We start from the raw sequence: 18,190 nt of genomic DNA, 5'->3' as shown, positions 1-18,190 counted from the left end.
CTTTTGCCGCCATGCTCGTTCTGGCGGGTGCCGCCGACCTTCCGAAAGAAGGCCCTCTTCCCGCCGCCCGGCCGGAACAGCAGGTCGAGGAGGACGCCGGCAAATCGCCCGAGGACACCACGCAATCCGCTGCTGAAAGTGCGAAAGCCGAGGCTGAGCGCAAGGCAAAGGAAGAAGAAGCCAAGGCCAAGGAACGCCCCCACGAAGATGGCAAGGAACAGGCCGCCTGCCGCACGGAACTGAAAGCCATCGGCGCAACCTTCGAGGAAGCCGCCGCCGTCAATGACGGCAAGGCCTGCGGCATCGACAGGCCGGTCCTGCTCAAGGGGCTGGCAGGCGATATCAAGCTCGAACCGCAAGCAACCATCCGCTGCGACACGGCGCTGCAGCTTGCACACTGGGTGGAAGGCGCGGTGAAACCCTCGCTTGAGGCCGCCATGCCGGGCGAGGCGATCACCGGTGTGGCGCAGGCCTCTGCCTATGTCTGCAAGAACCGCAACGGCGCCGAGGAAGGCAGGATTTCCGAGCACGCCTTTGGGAATGCCATCGACATCGCCGGCTTCTCGCTGAAGAGCGGTAAGACGATCACCGTTCGCCCGGCGGACAAGGATTCAAGCCTCGAAGGCGCCTTCCAGCGCGCCATCACCGAAAGCGCCTGCCTCTATTTCACCACCGTGCTTGATCCCGGCAGCGACGCGGCGCATCAGAACCATCTGCATCTCGACGTCAAGGAACGACGAGGCGGCTACCGCTATTGCTGGTAGACCCCGTTTATTTCAAACCGTGCCTCAAAAGGTGGTGCGGCGACACCTATCTGTAGGGCGGCCCGTTGCGGCCCAATCATTCAGTCCAAAGGTCCCCCACCATGTCGATCTCCCCCTACGAACTCTCGATTCCCACCTTCCAGCGTGGCTTCGCCGTTTTGTCAAAACTGCTCGACAAAGCCGAGGCCTTTGCAGAGGAAAAGAAGATCAAACCGGAAATTCTGGTGAACGCACGCCTGTCGCCCGACATGCTCTCGCTCGCCGGCCAGATCCAGCGTCTGAGCGACACCGCCAAGGGCGCCGCCTCCCGCCTCACCGCCACGGAGGCCCCGAGCTTCCCGGATGACGAAACGACGCTTGCCGACCTGCGTGCCCGCATCGACAAGACGACCACCTACCTCACCTCGGTACCGGAGACCGCCTATGAGGGCGCTGCAGAGCGCTCCGTCGTGCTGAAGACACGCGGGCAGGAAGTGCACTTCACGGGCAAGGACTATCTCCTGACCTTCGCACTGCCCAACTTCTACTTCCACCTGACGACCGCCTACGCGATCCTCCGTCACAATGGCGTTCCCGTCGGCAAGCTGGATTTCCTCGGCCGGACGTAAGCCAAACGATAAGGGGCGCCGAAGCGCCCCTTTTTACGTTCTCAGAACAGTCCCTCGATATAGCCCTGCTCGTTCAGGAAAATCTTCTCCGACGACGGCACCTTCGGCAAGCCCGGCATGGTCATTATCTCGCCGGTGATAACAACGACGAAGCCGGCACCGGCCGAGAGCCTGACCTCGCGCACGGGCACGGTATGGCCGGACGGCGCGCCGCGCAGGTTCGGGTCGGTCGAGAAGGAATATTGCGTCTTGGCCATGCAGACCGGCAGGTTGCCGTAGCCCTGCTCTTCCCAAACGCGCAATTGGTCGCGCACCGACTTGTCGGCGATGACCTCGCCGGCATGGTAGATGTCCTTGGCGATCGTCTCGATCTTCTGGAACAGCGGCATTTCGTCCGGATAGAGCGGCGAAAACTGCGACAGGCCGGATTCGGCGAGTTCGACGATCTTGTGCGCCAGTTCCTCGATGCCGGCCGAACCCTGAGCCCAATGCCTGCAAAGGATGGCCTCGGCGCCAAGCGTCGCGACATAGTCCTTCACCGCCTGGATTTCCGCGTCGGTATCCGAGATGAAATGGTTTATGGCGACAACGACGGGCACGCCGAATTTCTTGACGTTCTGCACATGCCGGCCAAGATTGGCGCAGCCCTTCCTGACCGCGTCGATGTTCTCCTTGCCGAGTTCGTCCTTCTTGATGCCACCATTCATCTTCATGGCGCGCACGGTGGCGACGATGACCGCCGCATCCGGCTTCAGCCCGGCTTTGCGGCATTTGATGTCGAAGAACTTCTCCGCCCCCAGATCGGCTCCGAAGCCGGCTTCCGTCACCACGTAATCGGCGAGTTTCAGCGCCGTGGTGGTGGCGACCACCGAGTTGCAGCCATGCGCAATATTGGCAAACGGCCCGCCATGCACGAAGGCCGGGTTGTTCTCCAGCGTCTGCACGAGGTTCGGCTGCATGGCATCCTTCAGCAGAACCGTCATCGCGCCGTCCGCCTTGATATCACGGGCAAAGACCGGCGACTTGTCGCGGCGATAGCCGATGATGATGTTGCCAAGGCGCTTTTCGAGGTCCTTGAGGTCCATCGAAAGACAGAGAACCGCCATGACCTCGGAGGCCACGGTGATGTCGAAGCCCGTCTCGCGCGGATAACCATTGGCGACACCGCCGAGCGAACCGACGATGTGGCGCAGCGCCCGGTCGTTCATGTCCATCACGCGCCGCCAGGCGATGCGCCGGATGTCGATATTCTGCTCGTTGCCCCAGTAGATGTGGTTGTCGATCAGCGCCGACAGCAGGTTGTGTGCCGAGGTGATGGCGTGGAAATCGCCGGTGAAGTGGAGGTTCATGTCCTCCATCGGCACGACCTGCGCATAACCGCCGCCGGCCGCCCCGCCCTTCACGCCGAAGCACGGCCCTAGCGAGGCTTCGCGGATACACGTCACCGCCTTCTTGCCGATGCGGTTGAGGCCGTCACCCAAACCAACAGTCGTCGTCGTCTTGCCCTCGCCGGCCGGCGTCGGGTTGATCGCCGTGACGAGGATCAGCTTGCCGTTCTTCTTGCCCTTCTGCTCGGCAATGAACTCGGCGCTGATCTTCGCCTTGTCATGGCCGTAGGGCAGCAGATGCTCGGCGGGAATGCCGAGCTTTGCGCCGATCTCCAGGATCGGTTTCTTCTTTGCAGCGCGGGCAATTTCGATATCGGATTTCACATCGGCCATGCAGTGTCGCTCCCTTTTGGCATCGCTACCGCGCCAGGTCTCCTCTCCCGGATACGGTGCTTTGCCTTATGTGTTGGCACGCCATTTCAGCGTGAAGCCGGACGCCGCGCCACGCTGGAATTTGCCGCCTGCTAGATCAAAAACGACATGCGGATACAAATTTGCGTCCAAAACGAAAACGGCGCGCGTTTTGTGTACGCGCGCCGGTTTAAAAGCCTTTTCTGAATTACCGCGCCAGCACGTCGCGCATCTCGACGAGGTTCGAGCGCACGCGCAGGATATAGAAGCCCATCGTGGCCAGATGTGTCGGCATGATCCAGCCGTCCTCACGACCGTTCGAGATGATGGCCGGCTGGATGTTCAGCGCAGACCGGAGCTGCTTGATGGTCTCAACCCAGAGCGGCTCGATGCCGCGCGCCTTAATCACCGCATCGAAATCCACGCCAGCCGCCGACAGAATGCCATAGTAGCCGTAGAGCTGGCCGTAGGCGAACCAGAAGCGATCGTCTGCCCGCGTGTCGAACCAGCCGCCATTGTGGAACTCCGAGCGCTCGCGGATGATCGCCGAGGTGGAGCCGATATCGTTGGCGATGCGGTCGAGGAACTCGATCAGGTTGTCCGAGCGGCTATCGAAGATCGCGTCGCAGGACTCGAGCGAGGTGTTGAACTTGCGCAGGTCCACCATCGCCGTGCGATAATAGTTCGGCGTCGGCGTCTTCGGCAGCAGCGAATCCGAGCCGAAATACCAGGTCTCCTCATCGAACTGGATATTGCCGCGGGCGCGCTGGAGATCCGCATTGATGCCGGATGTGCCGCGCACGCGGCCGAGCGAATCGACGAGTTCCACGGACGTGCGCCGGATCGCCTGGTTGACGCCGCGCTGGAACGAGGCCTTGTTGTCGAACCACGGCGTGCTGTCCCAATCCAGTCCGAACAGCCCCAGCTTGTAGAGCAGCATCGACGAAATCCAGGCATTCTGGTTGACGTTGAAGTTGATCAGATCCGCCGTGACATCGACGATCGCCGAGCGAACGCAGGTTTTCGGCTCCGGCTCCACGACTTCGCCCGTCGCGGGCGTTGTCGTGGTTGTGGTCGTCGCAGTGTCGGTGGAGGCTGTTTCCTGCTTGCGCTGGGCGAGATTGTAGCGGTTCGCATAATCCGGGTCGAAACCGGTCCACATCTGGGTCTGCCAGATGAAATAGGCGTAAAGCCCGAAGAGGACGAGAAGCCCGATACCGATCGGCCCCTTGATGATCCAGCTGCGCGCGCGATACCAGTTCGCCACCGTGATGAACGGCCACAGAATCCAGGCGATCACCAGACCGATGCCTCGGCCAATGGCCGCGAAGATGCGTTGGAAAAACGCGACGATCGGGTCAAGCATTGGTGTCGTCCTCTCTGATGCCGTAAAGTTTGCGGCGGAAGCCAGCCTTGTCTTGCAGATAGGTCCGCGTCAACGTCGCAACAACATAGGCGCGGAACTTTTCGCTGTATTGCTCGTAGGCCGCGTAGAAACCCTGCTTGTCGAAGACGAAGCGGGAAACGAAGTCATAGGGAACCATCTGCGAAATCAGCCGGTTGACCAACCACTGGTCCGGATGGTCAGGGGCGGCGCGCACGAGCTGGAAGCGCCGCTCCGGCGCTGCCTCGTTGATCTTGATCTCGCCCGTGGCGGCCACCGTGCGGATCGCCTCCTGCAGGAAAGGATAGGTGCCGTCGCGCGCTACAAGCGCGGCGTTGCGATGCATCCATGTCTGCAGCCAGATGCGGTCCGCCTTCTCGAGGTCCGTCGTCGGGTCGCCCTGGTTGACGAGGTTGAGGATGGTCATCTCCGCACGGTGCTGGAACAGGCCGGACTGATCCACCCAGGAGGCGCGCGGCAGCTCGAGCCGCTTGGTCGAGGCGAGGAACTCGAAGATGCGCTTGTGATCGTCGAGCGCGATGTAGCTCACCTGCCATGGCCGCGAGCGCCGGAAACCCGGCACGGTCGGGTCGCAGATCACCGTCGTCGTCTTGTCATCGAGGAAGACATAGACGCCGCCGAAATGGTTCGCCCAGTAGGCCTCGTGCCGGAAAACCAGTTGGTCCGGCACCAATGCATTCTGGCGAATGTCGCCGGTCTGCTTGGCAAGCTCGACCATGCGGTTGAGCATCACATCGTCCGACCAGGCATTCGGCACCGTCTTCAGCCGATCGACCAGACTGCGCAGTTCACCCGCCTTGCCAAGCATGTCCTCGGCCGACAGCACCTTGAAGCGCACCTCGTTGATCGACAGCAGGTCGTCGATGTCGTTGACGACCGACACCGAGTCCTCGATCTCGCCATAGAGCGCATCGCGGATAGTGATCGCATTGATCGCCCGCGCATTGGCGGAGAAAAACTCGTGCATCAGCGCGGCGGTGTTGGAAAAACTCGTATGCACCACCGGTAGGTTGACCTGCTCCGGCGTCATGATGACGAACCGCCGGTTGACCCGGTTCGGATCGAGATAATCCCGGTCGCCCAGCTCATCCGCGATTTCAGGCGAAAAGCCGGTCATGTCGATGCGAAAGCTGGTGAGCGCCGTGCGCCGCATGCCGAACCCGTCCAGCGCCTTGTTGTAGCGCTCGACCAGGTGCGGCTCATCGACCGGCAACAACCGGCCATAAATCAATTCGGCTTCGAGGAGGCGTTTCATGCGTCGTAGATCATTCGTTTACCGACCGTTTGCTGTCTTCGCCCCAGAAGAGGTCGTCGAGATCGACGCGAAGCGTCTTGGCAATGCTCCTGAAAACCGAAATGCTGCCTTCCTTCTTCCCGGTCTCGATCTCGGAAAGATAGCCTGCACTGACTCCGATCGCCTTCGCCAGATCCTTGCTCGTCATGCCGCGGAAGTCGCGCCAGACACGGATCGGACTTTCCCCGTCGATCAGTCGGTCGACGAACTCGGAGGGAACCCGGAGGTCGTCGCCTTCCGCAATGCGCCGCTTGGCTTCGTCATAGGCGGCCACGTCTTCAAGCATTTCCGCCATTTCGACGAGCGCGTCATATTCGGCGCGCGCGAGCACGACCATCTCGTCACCGCTTGGCGTGGTAAACTTGGTTACCTTGTTCATCACACGCTCCCTCAGTAAATGCTTCCACGGCTATCGACTTCGAGTACATCGAGTACGTTGCCGTTTTCGTCAAAGATCACGCGCCAGTTTCCGACTCGCAATCTGAAACCAATCCGTCCCTGGAGCTTCTTTACGTTGGCCTTCAACGTTTCTGGATCAGTCGCATACTGATAAATCTTCCGTCTGATCCTATCGGCCTCGTTCCTCGGTATCCGTGCGAGCGTCCGCAAGGCAGGGGCATGGAAGACAACCTGTTTCATAGACACTAAGCCTCGCCACCGGAACAGGCAACAGAATTCGCTGTCAGCTAACTACGCGCCTCACCACCGCCCCTCCGCCTTCATCGTCTCCATCTCACGGATCGCCTTTTCGCGCTGGCGTTCGCGGCGGATGATGTCGGTGACGGCGGCGTCGTCGGATTTGTCGGTGTAGCGGAATTCCGAGTCGGCATAGCGGTTGATCTCTTGGAGAACCATCTCCATCGAGATCGGCCCGCGCAGTTCCTCGATCATCGCCTTCTTCTCGTCGTAGCCCTTGTGCATGAAGGCTTGCGGCGTGGCGAACCAGTCGTCCGGCAAGTCCACGTCCATGGCGCGCATCTTGATCGCGTCGGTGATGTTCTTGATCGCGCGGCCGGTGAAGCGCGGCTCGGCGATCTTGATGCGGTGGAGGTACGCGCCGACATCGGCGAGCGACTTGACCGCACCGTGCTCCTTCTCATGCGCTTCCCAGACGGCGAGAAGGCCGTCTTCCTGCGGCCTGGCATGCTGCTCGTAGGAGGTCGAAACGGCGCGCTTGATTTCCTGCCCCTCGAAAAGCTTGTGCTCGCCGAGCGGGATCGAATGGTTCTTGCCGACCAGCATGGCAAAAATGTCGATGTAATCGTCTTCTGTTTGCGGCCCGTCCACCAGCCAGCGGGCACCGGCGCGCTGGCGCAGGGCATCGTCGACATTTTCCGGATAGTTGGAGAACATGCCGAAGGTGCAGTTGCCGCGAATGACCGTGGATGCGCCGGCAAAACTTTCCATCAGCACCGCCGTCACTTCGTGCTGGCCGGCGGATGCCCGGTCGTCGGAGCGCTTGGCGGCCACCTGGTCGACGTCGTCGATCGTGCCGAAGCCGATCGCCTTCGGATTGATGACGTTGTTGACGAATTCCTTGCAGTTCTGGCCGGACTTGCCCTGATAGGAGGAAATCTGGTCGACACCGAAATTCTCGTAGTGGAAGGCGTAGCCGGCGATTTCGCAGTAATCGTTGACGAGGCCGGCAAGCATCTGGATGAGGATCGTCTTGCCGGTGCCCGGCATGCCGTCGCCGATGAAGGTGAAGAGGAAGCCGCCAAGTTCGACGAACGGGTTCATCTGCCGGTCGAAATCGTAAGCCATCAGCATCTTGGCGAGCTTCATCGCCTGGTACTTGGCGATGTGGTTGCCGATGATCTCGTTCGGCTGCTTAAAGGTCATGACGAGCGGCTTGCGCTTCTGCCCCGGCGCCACGTCGAAGCCGGACAGTGTAAAATCGTCCTGCTCGATGCGGATATGCGCGTTCTCGAAACCGGCAAGGCCGGTGAAGCGCGCCCTGCGACCGATCAGACCCTCGATGGCAACCCGCGAAAACGCGCGTGCTCGGCTGACGAGCGCCGCATCGTCCGGCGCGCCAGCAATGGTGCGGTCGAGGCCGGCGACCATGCTCTTCAACGCATCCTGCGGCGTATCGAACAGATAATCCGGCTCGCCACCGTCTTCCACCGGTTCGCCCTCTCCCGGCAGCGTCGCGCCGAGATAGGCCGCGAAGGTGAAGGCGGCGATGTAGGCTGATGCGGCGAGCAGCGCCTTGAACTGGTTAGCCTCGTCGCCAGCCAATGGCGAAGCAAGGTTGCGCGATTGCAGGCCTTCGAGATTGGTCTGGCGGGAGAAGGCGTCCGTCACCGCCAGCGCCACCTGCACCCCACGCCGCGCGCGGAAAAGCACGGCATGCTGCTGCGGCGAAAGCAGCGGATCGGCCAGGCGCACGGATTGGATTGTTTTCGCCAGCTCCACCTCGCGCGTGCGCCGGGTGCCAGCGGTAGAGACAGTGGAGACGAAGCGTCGCCCGGTGCCAGCAAGTGCCGTACCGCTCTTGCCGTCTTCGCTTTCGAGGATGACGAGCTTGGTGACGAGGCTCTGCGCCATGGCCTGATGCTTGGCGATATCGTCTTCGTGGATCGTCGTCAGTCCGGCATTGAGGCTCATGAATTAGCCCTCGCTGATCACCTGGTTTCCGGAAATCACATGTACCTTGTAGGCGCCGAAGATGCCGGCGGTCTCGCCGGCCGCATACAGCGCCTGGTAGGCATCATGCGGCACGAGCGCATGTTTTTCATAGGCGCTGACGCCCATGCGGGCGGCTTCGAGGTCGTCGGTCTCGATGTGGAATTCCTCCTGCGCCGGGGTGGAACTCCAGAAACCCTTCTGCGCCGGGCGCTCGGCCTTGGAGAACACCTCCTGCACCGTCCAGGTCAGCAGCCAGGCGTTCTCCGGCTTGCGCACCTTGGAGAGGATTTCGTTGACGCGCTCGTTGTTCTCGGTGATGCCGGCCGAATAGAACGGTCCGAGCACGATGCGACGCAGCTGCTTGGGATGCAGCGTCGGGAAATCCTTGTCGAGATTGGTGGCGATCGTGACCGGCGTCAGCGAATAGGCGCTGTTCTTCAGCGTGAAATCGTCGAAGCGGCTGGCAAGCTCCGGGTTGAGCAGGCCGCCGACCGGCAGCGGAATATCCACATCCGGATTGAGCTTGCCGTCCTGCCCGACCAGCATCTTCATGACGTTTTCGCTCGAATCCTCGATCGTCGCCATATAGACCATCGGCAGCGTCGCCGTGCCATCGAAGGCACCCCAGCAGACGACGTAGTAGGGCCGCATGGTCTTCGGGTTGACCGCCACCCGGATCGTCTCGGGCAGCACGAAGGGTGAAAAAATGTCGCCCTTGCCGATCTGCTCGAGATAGAGCCGCTCGGCCATACGTGACTGGAGATCGGTCGGGAAGGCCTTCTGGCGCAGGATGAAATCCGCCATCTCGCCGCGAAGCTGGTCGGCATTCGGAATGGCCGCGAGGCGTTTTTCCGCACTCTGCCGGTCGTTTTCCAGCTCCAGCACGTTCTGGTAGACCGGAAATCCGCTTTCCGCCCGCGAGACACGGAACTGCTGGACGAAGCCGATGCGGTTTTCCCAGCAGGCAAACGAGGCCTTCAGCCGCGCCAGATAGGGCACAACGACCTCACCCACCACGCTGTTGCGGTAAAGCGGCGAATTGCGATCTCCCAGAAAGATCTCAAGGCCACCCAGGGCCGACCGGATGGTCGAGAAATACTGCGCGATGGCGCTGTCGGCGGGGACGTTCATTGCACCAGATCCTTGGCAGTCCAGGGCTGCCCCTCATCCGGCCTACCGGCCACCTTCTCCCCGCAAGCGGGGCGAAGAGGATATGCCGCTGTGTTTTCCCAAGCCATTAACGTTTCTCGGGGCAGGTCCCCTCGCCCCGCTTGCGGGGAGAGGGTTAGGGTGAGGGGCAATGGCATGCCTGCAACCATCACTGCTTCACATAGTTCGCAGTGTTGTGCTTATCCATCACCGCCTGGAAGCGGCGGGCAAAGGCGTCGTCGGCGAGCTTCTTGCGGCGCTGGATGTCCTGGGTCGACAGCATGTTCTTCTCGTGCATTTCGAGAAGGTCGCCAATATGGCGCTGGGCCGCCGAGCCGATGCCGGCCATGGTCTCTTCCGCGGCGGTATCGACCTGCGAACCGAGCGTGTTGATCTTGTGCGCGACGTCCTGCTGGGCGGCCGTCTTCAGCGAATCCTCCAGCGCCTTGTAGAGCACGATGCGCTGCTCGGTATCGATCGTCAGCTTGTTGATCAGCGTGTTCTGCGCGGCGATCTGGTTGTTCAGCGAATCGACGAAGGTCTGGAACATCGAGGTGTAGCGCTCCAGCGTCTGGCTTTCGGCCAGAAGCTCCTGCTCTTTTGCCTGCATCTGGTTGTATTCGGTCGCCAGCGCCGAACGCTCGCCTTCGAGGTCGGTGCGCGCCTTCTGGTCCGTCGAGGCGGCGATGCGGTTTTCGAGGTCCATGAGAAGCGGATTCAGTTCCTCGATGCGCTTCTGCGTCGCCTCAAGGTTCACCATCGTGCCCTTGCGGCGTTCGATAACCTGAACGAGGCTCGCCTCGGAGGTCTTGTAACGCTGGTCGAGGATCGACTTCTGCTCTTTCAGGATGCCGACGATCGTGTCGGACTTGGAGAGCAGTTCCTGCAGGTTGCCGGCGAGCGACATGTTGCGCACGCGGTCGGTGCGCATGCGCTGCATCTTCTGCTTGGAGAAGATGCCGATGAATTTTTCGTAGCCCGTATAGCTCTTCATGCTCTCGAATTCGGTACCAAAAATGTTGGTCGCGTCTTCGAGGCCGATGATGAGGTCGGCGATGTTGCCTTCCATCACCTTCTGCTGATTGATGACATCCGAGATACGGGCGTTCTCGATGTCGAAATTGACGTCGCCGAGCTTGGTGTCCGCCTTGGCGAACTGGTCGAGTACGGTGCTCGACTGATCCATCTTGCTGCGCATCTGGTTCACGACGCTGCGCGTCTTCTCGATTTCCGCATCGAAGTTCTGAAGTGTGGCCATGCCTTGTCCCCTTAAAACTCTCCACGGCAGACGTCTGCGCCGTCCGATTTATTCCATCGCAGCAACACTATACGATTTCAGACAGATAGGAACCTGCCCGCCAGCATTACGAGACAAGATGTGGGACGCAGGAGAATACCCGCAAGGCCCGCGTGAAAATTTTCGGTGTGCGCCTAGTAGCCAGCCGGCGCCTTGAGATAGGCGATGAGATTGGCGATATCCTCGATCTTCCTGAGACCGGCGAAGGTCATGCGCGTGCCCGGCACCATCGCCTTGGGCGAAAGGAGATACTCGGCAATCTGCGCCTCGTTCCAGACGCGGCCGCCATCGGCAAAGGCGCGCATCGCCGGAGAATAATTGTAGTCCGCGATGGTCGCGACCGGGCGGCCGACAATGCCGGCGAGCGTCGGCCCGACGCGGTTGACCTGTTCCGTCGAGTGACAGGGCGCGCATTTCTTGAAGACCGTCTTTCCCGCGACCGCATCGCCCTCCGCCAGCGCGGGGGCGGCAAGACAGAGGGAGGCGGCGACCAATGCGAGAAGATGTTTCATCATTGTCCTTGTCCCCGCCCTTCGCCGTCAATCGGCGTTCATGATGTCGTCCCAGTGGCGGCGGCAATAGGAAACGTACTTGTCATTGCCGCCGATTTCCACCTGTGCGCCATCCTTTGCCACCTTGCCATCTGCGCCGAGTCTCACGACCATCGTCGCCTTGCGGCCGCAATGGCAGATGGTGCGCACTTCGCGCATTTCGTCGGCGATGGCGAGCAGCGCCTTCGAACCGGGGAAGAGCTTGCCCTGAAAATCCGTGCGCAGGCCATAGGCCATGACCGGAATGGAGAGCCGGTCGGCGACGCGGGCAAGCTGCCAGACCTGCTCTTCGGAAAGGAACTGCGCCTCGTCGATGAAGACGCAGGCGATGTCGCCCTCGCCGTCGCCCTTCAGTTCTTCGATGTGGCGGTAGAGATCGTCGGTGTAGTCGAAGGCGATGGCATCCGAGGTCAGCCCGATGCGCGAGGAGATGCGGCCCTGGCCGGCACGATCATCGAAGGAGGCGATGAAGATCGCCGTGCGCATGCCGCGTTCGCGGTAATTGTAGGACGCCTGCAAGAGCAATGTCGACTTGCCCGCGTTCATCGTCGCGTAACTGAAATAGAGCTTGGCCATGATTTTCTCCGTCCCTGCCTCATGACGCGGGAAGGCGCAATTTTCCAGCCGGAAAGGGCGGAAAACCACAGAAAACAGCGCGGCCCATCCGTTGCGACATCCATGTGCACAATTGCGAACCGGCCCGAAATTTATTGGACGATTCAGCAGCTTCCGGTTACGCCAAGGCGCTTGAAAGCATATCGTTTTGATGATTGGCTAAACAACCAGTTATAAGGGGAGCTATAAAATGAAGACTGCATCGCCATTGAAGACCTTTCTTGCCGCCGCCGTATCCGTCCTCGCACTTGGCGTCGCCCATGTTTCGGCCGCCGAAGCGGAAAGCTGTGGCAAGGTCCGTTTCTCGGATGTTGGCTGGACGGACATTACCGCCACGACCGCGACCGCGACCGTCGTCCTGAAGAGCCTCGGCTACGAAACGGAAACCACCGTGCTCTCCGTTCCGGTCACCTACACCTCGCTCAGCAACAAGGACATCGACGTCTTCCTCGGCAACTGGATGCCGACCATGGAAGCCGATATCAAGCCGTTCCGCGAGGACGGCTCGGTCGAGACCGTGCGCGAAAACCTTGAGGGCGCGAAGTACACGCTCGCGACCAATGCCAAGGGCGCCGAACTCGGCATCAAGGACTTCGCCGACATCGCCAAGCAGAAGGACGCGCTCGGCAACAAGATCTACGGCATCGAGCCGGGCAATGACGGCAACCGCCTGATCATCGACATGGTTTCCGGCGATAAGTTCGGCCTCACGGGCTTCGAGGTCGTCGAATCGTCCGAACAGGGCATGCTGGCGGAAGTGGCCCGCGCCGAGCAGGAAGGCACCCCGGTCGTCTTCCTCGGCTGGGAGCCGCACCCGATGAACGCCAACTTCAAGCTCACCTACCTGACAGGCGGCGACGACGTCTTCGGCCCGAACTTCGGCGGCGCGACGATCTACACCAACGTACGCAAGGGCTACACCACCGAATGCCCGAATGTCGGCAAGTTCCTGCAGAACCTCAAGTTCTCGCTGGAGATGGAAAACCAGGTCATGGGCAAGATCCTGAACGACGGCAAGGATCCGGAAACGGCAGCGACCGAATGGATCAAGGCAAACCCTGCGGCCATCGAGCCGTGGCTTGCAGGCGTGACCACCAAGGACGGTAGCGGCGAGGCCCTGCCGGCTGTGAAAACGGCACTCGGTCTCTAATAGGCCGAAAAAGGGCGGGGAGGAAACTTTCCCGCCCTTCTTGCCTCCGGATACTGCATTCCAGCAAGCAGGCCCGAGCGGCCTTGCTTGCCGCGTGTTGCGAATCTAGCGTGCATCGTCGAACTCCAGCCAGGGACATACTCTCGTGGATTGGCTTACCGTCTCAAAAATTCCGATCGGTCCGATCGCCAAGGAAGCCGTCAGCTGGCTGACGACGAATGGCAAGGGACTGTTCGATTTCCTCAAGGTCTTCCTGCAGGCCGGCATCGATGCCGTGCTCTTCGTGCTGCAAGGCCCCTTCTCCAGTGCCGGCGGCAAGTTCGGTTATGCGATAGCGCTCATCCTGCTCGTCACGGGCGCGAGCTGGTATTTCCGCCGCTCGATCGGCGTCGCGGTCTTCACCTTCCTCGGCCTGCTGCTCATCGTGAACCAGGGCTACTGGAAAGAAACGACGGAGACGCTGGCGCTCGTGCTGGCGGCGACCGGCGTCAGCATGGTCGTCGGCGTGCCGCTCGGCATCGCCGCCGCGCGCCGGCCGTGGTTCTACTCGATCCTGCGGCCGATCCTCGATCTCATGCAGACGATCCCGACCTTCGTCTATCTGATCCCGGCGCTCATTCTCTTCGGCCTGGGCATGGTGCCCGGCCTGATCGCAACGGTGATCTTCGCTATCCCCGCGCCGATCCGCCTCACCCGCCTCGGCATCATTTCGACGCCGCCTTCGCTGGTCGAAGCGGCCCAGGCCTTCGGCGCGACGCCAAGCCAGGTGCTGCGAAAGGTGGAACTGCCCTTCGCGACGCCCCAGATCATGGCGGGTCTCACCCAGACCATCATGCTTTCGCTCTCGATGGTGGTCATCGCCGCCCTCGTCGGCGCCAAGGGTCTTGGCGTTCCGGTGGTCCGTGCGCTCAACACCGTGAACATCTCCATGGGCTTCGAGGCCGGTCTCTGTATCGTGATCCTGGCGATCATCCTCGACCGCCTCTTCCGCTCTTCCGACGATGGAGACGCATGATGACTGAATCCGTCGTCTTCAAGAACGTCTCCATCATCTTCGGCGACAGCCCGCAAAAGGCGCTCGCGATGGCCGATGCGGGCAAGTCCCGCGACGAGATCGGCGCGGAAACCGGCCTCGTGCTCGGCGTCGCCGATGCCACGCTGTCGATCACCGAGGGCGAAATCCTCGTGCTGATGGGCCTGTCCGGCTCCGGCAAGTCGACGCTTCTTCGCGCCGTCAACGGGCTTGCCCCGGTGGTGCGCGGTGATGTGCAGGTGAAGGCCGGCAGCGGCAGCGTGAACCCCTACGCATCGACACCCAAGGCGCTGCGCGACTTCCGCATGCACACCGTTTCCATGGTGTTCCAGCAGTTCGCGCTGCTGCCCTGGCGCACCGTCGCAGACAATGTCGGCTTCGGCCTCGAGCTTGCCGGCGTGCCAGATGCCGAGCGCAAGGCCCGCGTTGCCGAACAGCTCGAGCTCGTCAACCTCGCCAAGTGGGCAGACCGCAAGGTGAACGAGCTGTCTGGCGGCATGCAGCAGCGCGTGGGCCTCGCCCGCGCCTTTGCAACGGGCGCACCGATCCTGCTCATGGACGAGCCGTTCTCGGCGCTCGACCCGTTGATCCGCACGCGCCTGCAGGACGAGCTGCTGGAGTTCCAGCGCCGGCTGAAGAAGACCATCCTCTTCGTCAGCCACGATCTCGACGAGGCCTTCCGCATCGGCAACCGCATCGCCATCATGGAGGGCGGACGCATCATCCAGTGCGGTACGCCGCAGGATATCGTGAAGAACCCGGCCAACCAGTATGTCGCGGATTTCGTGCAGAACATGAACCCGATCACCATGCTGACGGCGCAGGACGTCATGCAGCAGGGCGCCTCCGCCAATGGCGGCGTAACCGCAACCGCGACACGGGAGACCCCGCTCGTCGACATCCTCGACGCTATGTCGCGCACGCCCGGCAATGTCGGCGTCGTCGAAAACGGCACGGTGATCGGCACGATCAGCGCACAGGACGTCGTGACCGGATTGACTCGGCACCGTCGTCGCGGCTGACAGACCGCCCCGATCGGATTAGATAAGGCAGCGCCGAAAACGGGCGCTGCCTTTTTCATTTGGAAAGACGACCGGAGCAAGCATGATGGCCGAGAAGGATAAACCAAGCGTTCTGCGCGAAACCGACGATGACGCGCGTCGCCTTGCCCGCACCCTGCTGCGGTCGGCCCGAAGCTGCGCACTCGCAGTCATCGAGCCGGAAAGCGGCGCGCCCTTCGCCAGCCGCACGCTGACCGGCACCGATACGGACGGCACGCCGGTCATCCTCGTCTCGGCGCTTTCCGTCCACACCCAGGCGTTGCGCCGCGATCCCCGCGCCTCGCTGCTCGCCGGCGAGCCCGGCAAGGGCGATCCGCTCGCCCATCCGCGCCTGACGGTCATCTGCGAGGCCGAGGAGGTGGCGCGCGACAGCGACGCTCATGCGGCATTGCGTGCGCGATTCGTCCGCCGCCACCCCAAGGCAAAGCTCTACGTCGATTTCCCGGATTTCGCCTTCTTCCGGCTCGTGCCGCTGCGCGCCCATCTCAACGGCGGCTTCGGCAAAGCTTTCGTGCTCACCGCCGACGACCTGCTGATTCACTCGGCCGCCCGCAGCGCGCTCGCTGACATGGAAGCCGGCGCCATCGAACACATGAACAGCGATCATGCGGAAGCAGCCGGCATCTATGCGCGCCACTATTGCGGTGCGAAAGACGGCGAGTGGACCATTGTCGGCCTCGATGCCGGCGGTATAGACCTTGCGAGCGGTGACAAATTGAAGCGACTGGAGTTTTCACGCGAACTTGATCAGGCCGTGGAACTCCGCAGCGAACTTGCGCGTTTACTGAAAGAAACCAGAGCGACCGGCTGAAGAACCGGCATTTCCGCAACCGTCCGCTTGGACGCTTTCTGCGATTGCGGTATGCGTTTATCGCTATGCGTGCAGCATACCCCCATTTCTGGCTCTTGATGAAGGGGGTTTTGTTTATATGCTAACAAGCGGATTAACATAAAATCATATGATTTGAAGCGGAAGCGCCCGAAGGAGTTTCAGATGGACAAGATTTCAGACGCAGAACATGCGCAGGCCGAAGTTGCATCCGACTTTCTTTCCGCCATGGCGAACCCGAAGCGCCTGCTCATTCTGAAGGTTCTTGTCGAGGGTGAGATCGCCGTCGGAGCCCTGGCAAACCAGGTCGGCCTCAGCCAATCGGCCCTGTCGCAGCACCTGTCGAAGCTGCGTGCGCAGAATCTCGTGACCACCCGTCGCGATGCCCAGACGATCTACTATTCGAGCAAGTCGGACGCCGTTCTGACAATCCTCGATTCGCTTGATCGCATCTACAAGGCTGCCGCCAGCCATGGAAACGCGGAAAAGAAGCTCCGTATCGCCTGAATGGCGCTGAAAAGCCCTGATTCGTAACGCCTCGGATGGCGATCCGAGGCGTTTTGCGTGGAATCATCGTCTTGACGACGTGAATCGCCTTGATACTTTGACCACCGGGTAAAAATCCAACCATCCGCGTTGCCAGCCGGGACGGCCCCCGCATTCCAAAGGCCATGGAGAGACCGCATGTCCAACCGCCTCAACACCCCCAACGATCTGCGTGCCTTCTGGATGCCGTTCACGGCAAACCGGCAGTTCAAGAAGGAACCGCGCCTCTTCGTCGGCGCCAAGGACATGTATTACACCACCCATGACGGTCGCCAGGTGCTCGATGGCACCGCCGGCCTCTGGTGCGTCAATGCCGGCCACTGCCGCCCCAAGATCACCGAGGCGATCCGCGAACAGGCCGGCGAACTCGACTATGCACCCGCCTTCCAACTCGGCCACCCCAAGGCCTTCGAGCTTGCCAACCGTCTCGTCGACATCGCGCCCGAGGGCATGAACCATGTCCTCTATACCAATTCCGGCTCGGAATCGGTCGAGACCGCGCTGAAGGTCGCGCTCGCCTACCACCGCGCCAAGGGTGACGGATCGCGCTTCCGCCTGATCGGCCGCGAGCGCGGCTATCACGGCGTCAATTTCGGCGGCATATCCGTCGGCGGCATCGTGTCCAACCGCAAGATGTTCGGCACGCTGCTGACAGGCGTCGACCACATGCCGCACACCCATTTCCCAGACAAGAATGCCTTTACCCGCGGCGAGCCGGAGCATGGCGGCGACATTGCCAGCGAACTCCAGCGCATCGTCACCCTGCATGACGCCTCGACCATCGCCGCTGTCATCGTCGAACCGGTCGCCGGTTCCACCGGCGTGCTCATTCCGCCGAAGGGTTACCTCCAGAAGCTGCGCGAAATCTGCACGCAGCACGGCATCCTGCTGATCTTCGACGAAGTCATCACCGGTTTCGGCCGCCTCGGCGCACCGTTCGCCGCGCAGTATTTCGACGTGAAGCCGGATATCATCACCACCGCCAAGGGCCTCACCAACGGCGTGATCCCGATGGGCGCCGTCTTCGTGACCTCCGAGATCCATGATGCCTTCATGAACGGCCCGGAGCACATGATCGAGTTCATGCACGGCTACACCTATTCCGGCAACCCGATCGCCTGCGCCGCAGCCCTCGGCACGCTCGACACCTACAAGGAAGAAGGCCTGCTGACCCGCGCGAGCGAACTCGCCTCCTACTGGGAAGACGGCCTGCATTCGCTGAAGGATTGCCCGAATGTCATCGATGTCAGAAATGTCGGCCTGATCGGCGCCATCGAACTCGCCCCCATCGCCGGCGAGCCGACCAAGCGCGCCTTCAACGCCTTCCTCAAGGCCTACGAAAAGGGCCTGCTCATCCGTACGACCGGCGATATCATCGCGCTCTCCCCGCCGCTCATCATCGAGAAGCACCATATCGACGAACTGTTCGGCAAGCTGCGCGAGGTGTTGCAGAACAATATCTGACCCGATCCATCCGGCAGATTGCGAATGGCGGCTCCGGCCGCCATTTTTGTTGGT

General features: G+C 61.5%; 18 protein-coding genes. 8 read left to right on the top strand and 10 right to left on the bottom strand.

What is annotated here, in order from left to right; genetic code table 11:
* Window positions 1-11 precede the first annotated feature (11 nt).
* Together BSY16_RS01505 and BSY16_RS01500 are read left to right on the top strand one after the other, a co-directional pair.
* A complete protein-coding gene (locus BSY16_RS01505) occupies window positions 12-764 on the top strand; it encodes an extensin-like domain-containing protein (RefSeq protein WP_069058036.1) in 753 nt (250 codons plus the stop codon).
* Between the two features lie 101 nt (window positions 765-865).
* Window positions 866-1,372, top strand: a complete 507-nt coding sequence (locus tag BSY16_RS01500; RefSeq protein WP_069058035.1) for a DUF1993 domain-containing protein — start codon at window positions 866-868, stop codon at window positions 1,370-1,372.
* A 41-nt stretch (window positions 1,373-1,413) separates the two neighbouring features.
* Here the strand turns inward: BSY16_RS01500 and BSY16_RS01495 are convergent, their stop codons facing one another.
* From BSY16_RS01495 to BSY16_RS01445, 10 genes are all read right to left on the bottom strand, one after another.
* Window positions 1,414-3,093, bottom strand: a complete 1,680-nt coding sequence (locus BSY16_RS01495) for a formate--tetrahydrofolate ligase (protein ID WP_069058034.1) — start codon at window positions 3,091-3,093, stop codon at window positions 1,414-1,416.
* A 226-nt stretch (window positions 3,094-3,319) separates the two neighbouring features.
* Window positions 3,320-4,477, bottom strand: a complete 1,158-nt coding sequence (locus BSY16_RS01490; protein ID WP_069058033.1) for a DUF2333 family protein — start codon at window positions 4,475-4,477, stop codon at window positions 3,320-3,322.
* Window positions 4,470-5,771, bottom strand: coding sequence for a DUF6638 family protein (locus BSY16_RS01485; RefSeq protein WP_069058032.1), 1,302 nt, complete (start codon window positions 5,769-5,771; stop codon window positions 4,470-4,472). Before BSY16_RS01485 ends, BSY16_RS01490 begins: the two co-directional genes overlap by 8 nt.
* A gap of 10 nt (window positions 5,772-5,781) precedes the next feature.
* The gene (locus tag BSY16_RS01480; protein ID WP_069058031.1) at window positions 5,782-6,189 is read right to left on the bottom strand and encodes a helix-turn-helix transcriptional regulator; all 408 of its coding nucleotides are present in this window, start codon (window positions 6,187-6,189) and stop codon (window positions 5,782-5,784) included.
* Window positions 6,190-6,200: 11 nt separating this feature from the next.
* Entirely contained in the window at window positions 6,201-6,449 is a 249-nt protein-coding gene (locus BSY16_RS01475; RefSeq protein WP_069058030.1) for a type II toxin-antitoxin system RelE family toxin, read from the bottom strand.
* Window positions 6,450-6,509: 60 nt separating this feature from the next.
* Complete coding sequence (locus BSY16_RS01470; protein ID WP_069058029.1) at window positions 6,510-8,420, bottom strand: AAA family ATPase; 1,911 nt, start codon at window positions 8,418-8,420, stop codon at window positions 6,510-6,512.
* A 3-nt stretch (window positions 8,421-8,423) separates the two neighbouring features.
* Window positions 8,424-9,572, bottom strand: a complete 1,149-nt coding sequence (locus BSY16_RS01465; protein WP_069058028.1) for a hypothetical protein — start codon at window positions 9,570-9,572, stop codon at window positions 8,424-8,426.
* 187 nt (window positions 9,573-9,759) lie between these two features.
* Complete coding sequence (locus tag BSY16_RS01455) at window positions 9,760-10,848, bottom strand: hypothetical protein (protein WP_069058026.1); 1,089 nt, start codon at window positions 10,846-10,848, stop codon at window positions 9,760-9,762.
* Window positions 10,849-11,021: 173 nt separating this feature from the next.
* A complete protein-coding gene (locus BSY16_RS01450) occupies window positions 11,022-11,399 on the bottom strand; it encodes a c-type cytochrome (protein ID WP_069061301.1) in 378 nt (125 codons plus the stop codon).
* Between the two features lie 27 nt (window positions 11,400-11,426).
* A complete protein-coding gene (locus tag BSY16_RS01445; protein ID WP_069058025.1) occupies window positions 11,427-12,014 on the bottom strand; it encodes a thymidine kinase in 588 nt (195 codons plus the stop codon).
* Between the two features lie 229 nt (window positions 12,015-12,243).
* Between BSY16_RS01445 and BSY16_RS01440 the strand changes: the two genes are divergently transcribed.
* From BSY16_RS01440 to aptA, 6 genes are all read left to right on the top strand, one after another.
* Window positions 12,244-13,203: a choline ABC transporter substrate-binding protein gene (locus tag BSY16_RS01440; protein WP_069058024.1), complete on the top strand. Its 960-nt coding sequence runs from the start codon at window positions 12,244-12,246 to the stop codon at window positions 13,201-13,203.
* Between the two features lie 145 nt (window positions 13,204-13,348).
* Entirely contained in the window at window positions 13,349-14,218 is an 870-nt protein-coding gene (choW, locus tag BSY16_RS01435; RefSeq protein WP_069058023.1) for a choline ABC transporter permease subunit, read from the top strand.
* Window positions 14,218-15,258: a choline ABC transporter ATP-binding protein gene (choV, locus tag BSY16_RS01430; protein ID WP_069058022.1), complete on the top strand. Its 1,041-nt coding sequence runs from the start codon at window positions 14,218-14,220 to the stop codon at window positions 15,256-15,258. The genes choW and choV overlap by 1 nt, the downstream gene beginning before the upstream one ends.
* A gap of 85 nt (window positions 15,259-15,343) precedes the next feature.
* The gene (locus tag BSY16_RS01425; protein ID WP_069061300.1) at window positions 15,344-16,108 is read left to right on the top strand and encodes a HugZ family pyridoxamine 5'-phosphate oxidase; all 765 of its coding nucleotides are present in this window, start codon (window positions 15,344-15,346) and stop codon (window positions 16,106-16,108) included.
* Between the two features lie 183 nt (window positions 16,109-16,291).
* Window positions 16,292-16,633: an ArsR/SmtB family transcription factor gene (locus BSY16_RS01420; protein ID WP_069058021.1), complete on the top strand. Its 342-nt coding sequence runs from the start codon at window positions 16,292-16,294 to the stop codon at window positions 16,631-16,633.
* Between the two features lie 177 nt (window positions 16,634-16,810).
* Complete coding sequence (gene aptA, locus BSY16_RS01415) at window positions 16,811-18,136, top strand: omega-aminotransferase AptA (RefSeq protein ID WP_069058020.1); 1,326 nt, start codon at window positions 16,811-16,813, stop codon at window positions 18,134-18,136.
* The last annotated feature ends 54 nt before the right edge of the window (window positions 18,137-18,190 follow it).

The sequence above is a fragment of the Sinorhizobium sp. RAC02 genome (assembly GCF_001713395.1).
Classification (GTDB): domain Bacteria; phylum Pseudomonadota; class Alphaproteobacteria; order Rhizobiales; family Rhizobiaceae; genus Shinella.
This window is presented reverse-complemented; position numbering and strand designations above follow the sequence as displayed.